General features: G+C 29.1%; 13 protein-coding genes, 3 tRNA genes and 1 other annotated feature. All 16 genes read left to right on the top strand.

Annotation, left to right across the window (positions count from 1 at the left end; all coding sequences use genetic code 11):
- Positions 1 to 216: 216 nt before the first annotated feature.
- The 16 genes from ABUA17_RS10700 to ABUA17_RS10625 all read left to right on the top strand — a co-directional run bounded on the left by ABUA17_RS10700 (position 217) and on the right by ABUA17_RS10625 (position 11289).
- On the top strand, positions 217 to 711 hold the full coding sequence (locus ABUA17_RS10700) for an HDIG domain-containing metalloprotein (RefSeq protein WP_070098852.1): 495 nt from the start codon (positions 217 to 219) through the stop codon (positions 709 to 711).
- Positions 712 to 726: 15 nt separating this feature from the next.
- Positions 727 to 1233 (top strand): transcription repressor NadR, encoded by a 507-nt coding sequence (locus tag ABUA17_RS10695; RefSeq protein ID WP_042402812.1) that lies wholly within the window; start codon positions 727 to 729, stop codon positions 1231 to 1233.
- 17 nt (positions 1234 to 1250) lie between these two features.
- Positions 1251 to 2663, top strand: a complete 1413-nt coding sequence (locus ABUA17_RS10690; protein ID WP_195951509.1) for an NAD(P)/FAD-dependent oxidoreductase — start codon at positions 1251 to 1253, stop codon at positions 2661 to 2663.
- A 12-nt stretch (positions 2664 to 2675) separates the two neighbouring features.
- Positions 2676 to 2909, top strand: a complete 234-nt coding sequence (locus tag ABUA17_RS10685) for a DUF1667 domain-containing protein (RefSeq protein ID WP_042402805.1) — start codon at positions 2676 to 2678, stop codon at positions 2907 to 2909.
- A 40-nt stretch (positions 2910 to 2949) separates the two neighbouring features.
- Positions 2950 to 3162: a binding site (T-box leader), on the top strand.
- Between the two features lie 61 nt (positions 3163 to 3223).
- Positions 3224 to 4501, top strand: coding sequence for a serine--tRNA ligase (serS, locus tag ABUA17_RS10680; protein WP_042402801.1), 1278 nt, complete (start codon positions 3224 to 3226; stop codon positions 4499 to 4501).
- A gap of 240 nt (positions 4502 to 4741) precedes the next feature.
- Positions 4742 to 5593, top strand: coding sequence for a Rossmann-like and DUF2520 domain-containing protein (locus ABUA17_RS10675; RefSeq protein ID WP_154821361.1), 852 nt, complete (start codon positions 4742 to 4744; stop codon positions 5591 to 5593).
- A gap of 3 nt (positions 5594 to 5596) precedes the next feature.
- Entirely contained in the window at positions 5597 to 6424 is an 828-nt protein-coding gene (gene panB, locus ABUA17_RS10670; RefSeq protein ID WP_042402795.1) for a 3-methyl-2-oxobutanoate hydroxymethyltransferase, read from the top strand.
- A 12-nt stretch (positions 6425 to 6436) separates the two neighbouring features.
- Positions 6437 to 7282 carry a pantoate--beta-alanine ligase gene (gene panC / locus ABUA17_RS10665; protein ID WP_195951508.1) on the top strand — a complete coding sequence of 282 codons (846 nt, stop codon included), beginning with the start codon at positions 6437 to 6439 and terminating at the stop codon, positions 7280 to 7282.
- Between the two features lie 16 nt (positions 7283 to 7298).
- Positions 7299 to 7685: an aspartate 1-decarboxylase gene (gene panD / locus ABUA17_RS10660; protein WP_042402790.1), complete on the top strand. Its 387-nt coding sequence runs from the start codon at positions 7299 to 7301 to the stop codon at positions 7683 to 7685.
- 143 nt (positions 7686 to 7828) lie between these two features.
- Positions 7829 to 8452: a tRNA-uridine aminocarboxypropyltransferase gene (locus ABUA17_RS10655; protein WP_055275440.1), complete on the top strand. Its 624-nt coding sequence runs from the start codon at positions 7829 to 7831 to the stop codon at positions 8450 to 8452.
- Positions 8453 to 8514: 62 nt separating this feature from the next.
- A tRNA-Ser gene (locus ABUA17_RS10650) sits at positions 8515 to 8605 on the top strand.
- Between the two features lie 62 nt (positions 8606 to 8667).
- Positions 8668 to 9225 carry a beta-class carbonic anhydrase gene (locus ABUA17_RS10645; RefSeq protein WP_195951507.1) on the top strand — a complete coding sequence of 186 codons (558 nt, stop codon included), beginning with the start codon at positions 8668 to 8670 and terminating at the stop codon, positions 9223 to 9225.
- Between the two features lie 76 nt (positions 9226 to 9301).
- Positions 9302 to 9392, top strand: a tRNA-Ser gene (locus tag ABUA17_RS10640).
- Positions 9393 to 9397: 5 nt separating this feature from the next.
- Positions 9398 to 9490 (top strand) — tRNA-Ser (locus ABUA17_RS10635).
- 196 nt (positions 9491 to 9686) lie between these two features.
- Entirely contained in the window at positions 9687 to 10628 is a 942-nt protein-coding gene (locus ABUA17_RS10630) for an ROK family protein (RefSeq protein ID WP_055291665.1), read from the top strand.
- Between the two features lie 142 nt (positions 10629 to 10770).
- On the top strand, positions 10771 to 11289 hold the full coding sequence (locus tag ABUA17_RS10625; RefSeq protein WP_042401171.1) for a GNAT family N-acetyltransferase: 519 nt from the start codon (positions 10771 to 10773) through the stop codon (positions 11287 to 11289).
- Positions 11290 to 11299: the final 10 nt, after the last annotated feature.

The following is an 11299-nucleotide window of genomic DNA, read 5'->3' as shown; positions in this document are numbered from 1 at the left end:
TAGCTCAGTTGGGAGAGCACTTGCCTTGCACGCAAGGGGTCAAGGGTTCGAATCCCTTTACCTCCACCAAAGCTACGATTTATTTCGTAGCTTTTTTTGCGTTTATTATAAAAAATATATGAATAATATTATTTAGACTTTATTTTTTATCTAATAGTGGTATTATAAATATGAATGTGTATTACAATATATGTTAAAAACTAGGTGGTAAAAATCGTGTTATATAGAGTAAAACAATTTTTTTGGGCAATAAAATCATTATCGGAAGATATTGATAAGGACTATGTAAACAAATTTTTAAATAAGAAAGAAAAAAGGTTGTTTAATAGATTAAAGAAAATGGATAAGCAACATTGTATTAGAGTAAGTAAAGATGCGGTTAATTTATCAAAAGATAAAGGCTTAAATACTAAAAGAGTTGCAAAAGCTGCATTACTTCATGATATAGGAAAAGGAGAATATGGACTTAATATAGTTGAAAAATCAGTTTTAGTAATACTTAATAAAGTAAGTAAGGGTAAATTAAAAAAATATAACACTATTAAGGCTGTAGACTCTTATTATAATCATGCTGAAAAGGGAGCTAATTTATTAAAACAATTTAATGTATATGATAAAGAATTTTTAGATACAGTTAGATATCATCACAATAACAATGTAGTAGGAAATAAATTGCTAGAGATAATAAGAGAAAGTGATAATAGAAATTAAAGGATGGGATTAATTATGAAAGCTGATGAAAGACGAAATGCTATTATGGGAATATTAATAAAAGAAAAAAGAGCAATTAAAGGTACAACATTAGCTGAAAATTTTAATGTTACCAGACAAATAATAGTTAAGGATATAGCTATATTAAGAGCTAAAGGAAATAATATAATAGCGACACCAGATGGTTATATGATTAATGATGATAATAGTAGGGTAAAATCAATAATAGCAGTAAAACATAATGATGATGAAATGTTTAATGAGATGGAGATTGTAGTTAAATATGGAGGCATTATAGAAGATGTAATAGTTGAGCATCCTATTTATGGAGAGATATGTGGAGCATTAAGAATAAAGAATCTTAATGATTTAAATAAGTTTAGAGCTTCATTAGAAGATATAAAGGCAAAGCCATTATCAGTACTTACTGATGGAATACATCTTCACACAATATCTGCTGATTCTGATGAGAATATGCAGTTAATAAAGGATGAATTAAAAGAAAAGGGATTTATTTTATAAATTAGGGGAATTGGATTATGGATTATGATGTTTTAGTTTTAGGTGGCGGTATTATTGGATGTGCTGTTGCTTATGAATTATCTAAATATAATTTAAATATAGCTGTAATTGAAAAGGAATATGATATTGCTGATGATGTATCTTTCGTTAATACTTCTATAGTATATGATGGTTCTGAAACATCTAATAATGTAATGGCTGGATTGGAGTATATAGGAAATATATTATTAGAAGATTTATGTGAGAAGTTTAATGTACCTTTTAAAAGAATTGGATCGTTAAGAGTAGTTAATGATGATAATGGAGTAGTTAAATTAGGTGAAATGTATGAGAGAGCTATTAGAAGGGGCATAGATGGCGTTTATTTAGTAGAACCAGATGAAGTATATGAAATAGAGCCTAATATAAATACATCAATAAAGAAGGGGTTATATTCACAAAATGTTGCAATAGTAGCGCCATATGATTTAGCAATAGCATATGCTGAAGTTGCATCTGATAACGGTGTTAACTTTAGATTAGAAGAAGAAGTATTAACTATTCAAAATATAACAAAGGGATTTAAAGTTGTTACAAATAAAAATAAATTTTCATGTAAGGTAGTTATTAATACAATAGCAAATGAAATTTATATAAATGAAAAAGGTATAGTAGAAGAAAAGGATACAGAAAATGATATAAATTCATTTAAAAATATGAGTTATATTTTACTTGATGATAATTACGAAAATAAATTAGAAAGAATAGTAACGAAAACTTTTGATAAAGATACATTTGTTGTTTCAACACCAGTTTTAAATGGTGGGTCATTAGTTGGTATAAAAAGTATTGAAAAAACAAGTTTAGATGATAATTTAAATTATGCTAGTAAATTATTAAAGAACTTAAACAAAGGAAATATAAATAATTTATTTAGGGAAAGCTATGATAAAGATTCTATAGTTGTTGATGAACAGCAAATAGATAAAGGCTATATAAGTGTAATTGGTACGCATTATGGTAAAGTTACATTAGCACCAGCTATAGCTAAGATGTTATGTGATACTATTAGCAGTAGTTTAAATTGCAAATTGAAAAAGAATTTCATTGATAAACGTCGTGAATTTTATAGATTTAGAGAAATGAATAGGAATGAAATTAACGAAGTAATTGAATTAGATAAAAGATATGGAAAGATTATATGCATGTGCAATAATGTATCTGAAGGAGAAATAGTTGATTCTATTAGAAGACCTTTAGGTGCAAGAACTGTTAAAGGAGTTAAAAGAAGAACAGGTGCTGGATTTGGAAATTGCCATGGTTCATATTGTAATGAAAGAATAATACAAATCTTAGCCAGAGAATTAGATAAAAAGATTACAGATATAGTTGATGACTCAAAAAATTCTAATATAATTTCTGGTAGAATAAAGGAATTTAAAGAAATATAGTAGGAGTATATTATGGGGAAAAAAGATATATTTACATCAGTAGTAAGGGTAAAAGGTAGTGACAGGTTTAAGGTTATTCCTGTTAAAAGTAGTGCTGAGGTAGAAAGAGAGCTATGGATTGAAATGTCAAAAGTTGTTAGTAGATTATATGTAAGTATTCCTATAAAAATGGGAAGTATTATATGTAAGAATATATTAAATAGTGGTGTAGATATAATTTGTACTAGGGATATTGACAAAAAGTAGGAGATTATAATATATTAAATATATTATAATAAATTATTTAGTTAAACCGTTGAAAAGGCTAGTAATAAGATTATTGTTTTAAGAGAGTCAGTGGTTGGTGTGAACTGATAGCAATGTTTTATGAATCCACCTTGGAGGGACTGTGATGAGCAGTACGGATAAACCCGTTAGTTTTGTAAAGAGTGGATAGTAATGTATCTTTATATGCATTATTATCAATTAGGGTGGCAACACGGAGTTCTTCGTCCCTTATGTGGGATAAGAGCTCTTTTTTTATACACGAAAATAATTTATAAAAACAATTGGAGGATATTATGTTAGATTTAAAATTTGTAAGAGAAAATCCAGAAATAGTTAAACAAAATATTAAAAATAAGTTCCAAGATCAAAAACTTGGATTAGTTGATGAAGTTATTGCTTTAGATGTTGAAAGCAGAGCTACACAACAAGAAGCTGATTCATTAAGATCTAATAGAAAAACAATTTCTAAGCAAATTGGTGCATTAATGGGTCAAGGAAAGAGAGAAGAAGCTGAAGAATTAAAAGCAAAGGTTAACGAACAAGCTAATCGTCTTGCTGAATTAGAAGCTAAGGAAACTGAGCTTCAAGAAAAGATAAAAAATATAATGTTAGTTCTTCCTAATATTATTGATCCAAGTGTTCCAATAGGAAAAGATGATAGTGAAAATGTAGAAGTTGAAAAATTCGGTGAACCTGTAGTTCCAGAATTCGAAATTCCATATCATACAGAAATAATGGAAAAATTAAATGGTGTTGATTTAGATGGAGCTAGAAAAGTAGCTGGTAATGGATTCTATTATTTAATGGGTGATATTGCTAGATTACAATCAGGAATATTATCTTATGCTAGAGATTTCATGATTGATAAAGGATTTACTTACTGTATACCTCCATTCATGATTCGTAGTGAAGTTGTTACTGGTGTTATGAGTTTCGCTGAAATGGAATCAATGATGTATAAGATAGAAGGTGAAGATTTATACTTAATAGGTACAAGTGAGCATTCTATGATAGGTAAATTTATTGATACTATATTAAAAGAAGAATCTCTTCCTCAAACTTTAACTAGTTATTCACCATGCTTTAGAAAAGAGAAAGGTGCTCATGGAATAGAAGAAAGAGGAGTTTATAGAATTCACCAATTCGAAAAACAAGAAATGATAGTTGTTTGTAAGCCAGAAGAAAGTAAAGAATGGTTTGAAAAGTTATGGAAGTATACAGTTGAATTATTCCGTTCTTTAGATATTCCTGTTAGAACATTAGAATGTTGCTCAGGAGATTTAGCGGATCTTAAGGTTAAGTCTATTGATGTTGAAGCGTGGTCTCCAAGACAAAAGAAATACTTTGAGGTTGGAAGCTGCTCTAATTTAGGAGATGCTCAAGCTAGAAGATTAAAGATTCGTGTAAATGGAGAAAACGGAAGATACTTTGCACATACTTTAAATAATACAGTTGTTGCACCACCTAGAATGTTAATTGCATTCTTAGAAAATAACTTAAATGAAGATGGATCAGTAAATATTCCAGAAGCTTTAAGACCATATATGGGTGGAAAATCAGTTATAAAATAATAATATATATGAGATATGAGATAATTAATAATAATTTTCTCATATCTCATTTTTATTTTATATAAGATAAAAGCTTTACTAATCAATAAGTATTGACAAATTTTAGGAATATGTTAGATTTATTATGGGTGGTATTTTAATTAAACCGCACCATATATAATATATTTGAAAATTTAAGAAGAAAAGAAATAGCTCATATCAATTTTGAATGGGACTAAGTAGTGTCACACTCTTATGGAGGTGATAAATATAAAATTTGGATTTATTGGAGCAGGAAAAGTTGGATTTTCCTTAGGAAAATATCTAAAAGAAAATAATATAGACATAAGCGGATATTATAGTAAAAACCAGCATTCATCTAGAGAAGCTGCAATTTTTACTAATACAAAGCAATATAATAATTTAGAAAATTTAATAAAAGATAGTGATACTATATTCATTACGACACCTGATAGCGAAATTAGTGTTGTTTGGAGTGAAATCAAAAAATTATCTATCAAAGATAAATTAATATGCCACTGTAGTGGCTCTATTTCTTCAGAAATCTTTTCAAATATAAATAATCATGGTGCCTATGGTTATTCTATTCATCCCATGTTTGCTATTTCAGACAAATATAATTCTTATAAAAATTTATCTCAAGCATTTATTACAATTGAAGGACATAAAAAACATATTGAATTTTTTAAGCAGCTTTTTTCTCAATTAGGAAATGATGTAGCTATTATTTCAAAAGAAAATAAGGCTTTATATCATGCTGCATCAGTAACTGTCAGCAATCTTGTTTTAGGATTAATTAATAATGGTATTAATTATCTTGAAGAATGTGGTTTTAGTCAGGAGATGGCTATGAAAGCTCTTTATCCATTAATTGAATTTAACCTAAAGAATATTAGGGAAAAAGGAACAATTAATAGTTTAACTGGCCCGGTAGAAAGAGGCGATTTAGTTACTGTAATTAATCATTTAAATGTTTTAAGAGAAGAAGATAAAGAATTATATAAGTTATTATCAAAGAATATTTTAAAGATAGCAAAGGTAAAAAACTCAAATAGAGATTATAAAAATTTAGATGAATATTTAGGAGAATAGGTTATGAAAAATACAGCAGTTACATTTAAACAAGCTAAGGAAAAGAAAGAAAAGCTTACTATGCTTACAGCATATGATTACTCTACAGCAAAGATAATTGATGAAGCTGGAATAAATGGGATTTTAGTTGGAGATTCATTAGGAATGGTATGCTTAGGATACGAGGATACATTATCAGTTACTATGGAAGATATGATACATCATACTAGAGCTGTAGCAAGAGGAACTAAAAACACTTTAGTAGTTGGGGACATGCCTTTTATGTCATATCAAACATCGGTTTATGATGCTGTAGTTAATGCAGGAAGATTAATTAAAGAAGGAAGAGCACAAGCTGTTAAATTAGAAGGTGGAATTGAAGTTTGCGATAAAATAGAAGCAATAGTAAAGGCTTCAATACCTGTTATGGCTCATATTGGATTAACACCACAATCAGTTAATGCATTTGGTGGGTTTAAGGTTCAAGGTAAAGATGAAGAAGCTGCAAAAAATCTTATTGAAGCTGCTTTAGCGGTAGAAAAGGCAGGAGCATTTGCTGTTGTATTAGAATGTGTTCCAGCTAAGCTTGCAGCTATAATAACTGAAAAACTATCTATTCCAACAATAGGTATAGGAGCTGGAGTAGAATGTGATGGGCAAATACTTGTTTATCAAGATATGTTAGGAATGTATAGTGATTTTACGCCTAAATTTGTTAAGAAATATGAAACTTTAGGTGAAAAGATGAATGTAGCGTTTAAAAAATATATTGAAGAAGTTAAAGATGGTGTTTTTCCAGCTGAAGAACATTCTTTTAAAATAAATGATGACGTAATTGAAAAATTATATTAAAGGGGAAGAAAAATGAGAGTAGTTGAAAGGATAAATGATGTAAGAAGTACCGTAAAGGAATGGAAATCACAAGGATTAAAGGTTGGTTTTGTTCCAACAATGGGGTATTTACATGAAGGTCATGAAAGTCTTATTAAAAAGGCATCAGAAGAGAATGACAAAGTTGTTGTAAGTATATTTGTAAATCCTATTCAATTTGGGCCTAAAGAGGATTTAGCTAGTTATCCTAGAGATTTAAAAAGAGATAGTGAGATTTGCGAAAGGGCAGGAGCTAATCTTATATTCCATCCAGAAAATGAGGAAATGTATTTTAATGATTTTTCTACATTTGTTGATATGAATGGATTAACAAATGGATTATGCGGTAAGAGTAGGCCTATACACTTTAGAGGTGTATGCACTGTTGTTAGTAAGTTATTTAATATCGTAGCACCAGATAGAGCTTATTTTGGGGAAAAAGACGCTCAACAATTAGCAGTAGTTAAAAGGATGGTAAGAGATTTAAATATTGATGTTGAGATAGTTGGATGTCCTATAGTTAGAGAAGAAGATGGACTAGCTAAAAGTTCAAGAAACACTTATCTATCAGAAGAGGAAAGAGAAGCTGCTACTATTTTAAATAAGTCATTAATGCTTGGAAAAGAAGAAATTCAAAATGGACAAAGAAATAGTGCCAGCATAATTAAAATTATAGAAGATAGTATTAAGAGTGAAAAATTAGCAAGAATTGATTATGTAGAAATTGTAGATAGTAGTTCTTTAGAAAAAGTTGAAGAAATTAATAAATCAGTATTAGTAGCAATAGCTGTATTTATAGGAAAAACTAGATTAATAGATAATTTTACGTATGAGTTATAGCAAGGAGAGAAGAACAATGAAGGTAAATATGTTAAAGGGAAAGATACACAGAGCAACAGTAGTACAAGCTGAACTAAATTATGTTGGCAGTATTACAGTTGATGAGGATTTATTAGATGCAGCAGGAATATATGAATATGAGAAGGTTCATATTGTTGATATAGATAATGGAGCTAGGTTTGAAACATATACGATAGCTGGTGAAAGAGGGTCAGGTATGATTTGCTTAAATGGGGCTGCTGCAAGATGTGTACAAGTTGGAGATAAAATAATATTAATGGCTTATGCTGATTTAGAGACAGAGGAAGTAAAAAATCATAAGCCAAAGGTTGTTTTTGTTGATGATGAAAATAAAATTAGTAGAATTACTAATTATGAAAAACACGGACAATTATCTGAATAAAAAAATAAAATTAATATATTGATATTAGTATAAAATAGGAATGGTAAAGTAAGAAAATATTTTAGTCTTACTTTACCATTTTTTATTAATAGTTAGATGTAGTATTATGTAGTTATTAAGATATGTAATTAAGAGGTTTTAAGATGATAAATAAAAAGCAAATAACTAAGGTATGTAATAATTGTAGTGAGTGTGGTTTACCAGTTATAACCTGCATATGCAATAGTATAAAAAAGGTTGAAACAAAAGCTAAGTTTATAATTTTATCTAGTGAACGAGAAGTATATAGAAATACGAATACAGCTAATTTATTAAAACTAATAAATCCAAAATCTACTGAAATAATTATATGGAAAAGAGGAGAGGTTGCAGAAAAAGTTTTAAACTATATTAATAGTAATATTTATAGCACATATTTGATATTTCCTATTATTAATGAAGAAATGAAAAAAAGAAAAATTCAATATAGTAAAAGTAATAGTATACCTGTATTTATTATTGTAGATGGAACATGGAAAGAAGCTTGGAAGATAATAAGAAAAAGCAATTACTTAAAGGATTTACCTATAATATCTTTAGACATAGAGAGAAGCTCAAAGTTTAGCTTACGAAGAGGACAAGAAGATGGAAATCTATGTACTGTAGAAACAGCAATAGAGTTACTTAAGATGAATAAAGAAAATAATATAAGTGAAATTATAGATAAGAGTTTTGAGTTATTTTTAGAAAGTTATAAGGCTGGAATGAGTGGTCATAAAATTAAATAAAAAAATTTAATAAAAAGTGTTGACATAGTATTTATACGTTGATATAATAACAATTGTTCCGAGGAGAGATGGTCGAGTTGGTTTAAGGCACCGGTCTTGAAAACCGGCGTGCGTGTGAGCGTACCCAGGGTTCGAATCCCTGTCTCTCCGCCATAAGTCTTTAGCATTAGCTAAAGACTTTTTTTTTATATAAAATTATAAATTGGGGTGTAAGTATGAATAAGTTAAATGAAATATTAGAGTATAATAAAATGTTTGTAGAAAATAAAGAATATGAGAAATACAAAACAACAAAATATCCAGGTAAAAAATTAGTAATTTTATCTTGTATGGATACACGATTAATGGAATTATTACCAAAGGCACTTAATTTGAAAAATGGAGATGCTAAAATAGTAAAAAATGCAGGGGCTACTATAATGCATCCATTTGGAAGTATAATAAGAAGTATTATAGTTGCAATTTATGAATTTAATACAGATGGGGTATTAGTAATTGGACATAAAGGATGTGGAATGAGCACTATAGATGGTGAAACTACAATTAATAAAATAGTTGAACGTGGGGTATCGAGAGAAACAATAGAAACATTGACGAACTCAGGTATAGATATAAAGAAGTGGTTACATGGGTTTGATTCTATAGAACATTCAGTATTAGAAAGTATAGAGTTAATAAAAAAACATCTATTGGTACCTAAAGATGTAAAAGTGCATGGTTTAATAATGGATCCTGAAAGTGGAAAATTAGAAGTAATAAGTGAAGATTATTAAAAAATAAAAAAAATAAAAAAAATTTTAAAAATGTGTTGACATAATTATTGGGCATTGATATAATAAATCTTGTCTTGGAGAGATGGTCGAGTTGGTTTAAGGCACCGGTCTTGAAAACCGGCGTGCGTGTGAGCGTACCCAGGGTTCGAATCCCTGTCTCTCCGCCATAAGTGGAGAATTACTCAAGTGGCTAAAGAGGCTCCCCTGCTAAGGGAGTAGGCTGGATAATACTGGTGCGAGGGTTCGAATCCCTTGTTCTCCGCCAAAAGCATCTAACGTTTGTTAGATGTTTTTTTGCGTTTAAATAAAAGATATAGGTGCTAGTAATATTAATACATATATTTACAGTGTAAAAAAGATTTAATTCCAAATTTTCCATAACTAATAATTGTAAACGTAATATTTAAATGGTATACTTTTATATAGTTAAGATAGTATAACTTAAAATGGGAGGGTAATAAATGGAAAAGAAATATGTTGTAGGTGTAGATTTAGGGGGAACTAAAATTTACACAGCTTTAGTAGATTTAGAAGGAAATATTATAAAAGAAAAAACAGTTGAAACTTTAGCTAATGAAGGCGAACAAGCTGTTATGGGAAGAATAATAGATACTATTAATTATGTTATAGATGGAACTGATAAAGATTCAATAAGATCAATTGGAATCGGTTCTCCAGGTCCGTTAGATGTTAAAAATGGTATTATAATTCAAAATTCAAATTTACCTTTTAAGAACTTTGCAATAGTAAAGACAATAAGGGAAACATATGATTTACCAACTTATTTAGATAATGATGCTAATGTTGCTACATTAGGAGAGTTTATGTTTGGTGCTGGAAAAGGTACTGAAAACATGGTATTTATTACAGCAAGTACAGGAATCGGTGGCGGAGCTGTTTTAAATGGAAAATTATTCAGAGGAGCTACAGGAAATGCATTAGAAGTTGGACATACAATAGTTGCAACTGAAGGGCCTAGATGTGGATGTGGAAACGTTGGATGTGCAGAGGCATTTGGTTCAGGTACAGCAATTGGTAAGAGAGCTAAAGAAGCTGTAGCAAGTAATGTAGAAACAACATTAAAGAACTATGAAGATGTAACGGCTAAAGAAGTATTTAAAGAAGCAGCTAACGGAGATAGAGTTGCTAAGAATATATTAGAAACTTCATTAACTTATCTTGGAATAGCGGTAGCTAATACTATAACTAACTTTGACCCAGAAAAAGTTGTTATTGGTGGTGGAGTAGTTAATGGTGGAGATATAGTGTTAGACACTATAAGAAAAGTAGTTTCAGAAAGATGCATGAAAACTTTTGTTGAAAGCTGTACAGTAGAAAAGGCTGTTTTAGGTGGAAAAGCAGGAGTTTTAGGAGCTGCAGCTTTAGCAATAACTGAACAATAATAATAATTTTAATAAAAGCTACAACACGTAGAGATTTTCTATAGGTGTTGTAGCTTTATTTTTACAATAAATATATTATTTTAAAGTGGTAATTAGAAAAGTAGTTAAAACAATAGTATTATTAATTTAGGGTGGGGTTAAATTGATTTATGGAAAAAAAATATATTTAAGAGAAATATTAAAAGAAGATATTGATATAGCTTATAATTTATGCTCTGATAGTGAAGTATTAAAATATAATGGTGATCAATATGGAGTATTATCAAAAAAATATATAATTGAACATTTAAAATATTTAAACATACCTTCAAGAAGGAATTATGTAATTGTAGATAAACAAAGTAATATTGTAGGCGTAATAATATATTCTGAAGATAAATATGCTAGAAATATATATAGCATTAGCATAACTATAGGTAAAAAATATTGGCGTAAAGGATATGGAAGCGATGCAATACACACAATCTTAGGGTATTTATTTGGAAAAAGAAAAGCTCATAAAGTTGAGTTAGAAGTTGTAAGAGAAAATGAAGCTGCAATATTGTGTTATAAAAAGTGTGGCTTTATAGAAGAGGGAATAAGAAGAAGCAAATATTACTATCAGGGAAAATATCTAGACACTGTTGTGATGGGGATATTAAAAGAAGAATATAAATGGTAAGGAGTTGCAT

It is taken from the genome of Clostridium sp. RTP31139st1_H3_RTP31139_211217 (genome assembly GCF_040227035.1).
Taxonomy (GTDB): domain Bacteria; phylum Bacillota; class Clostridia; order Clostridiales; family Clostridiaceae; genus Clostridium; species Clostridium saudiense.
The sequence above is the reverse complement of the archived record's forward strand: the minus strand, read 5'-3'. Positions and strand labels throughout refer to the sequence as shown.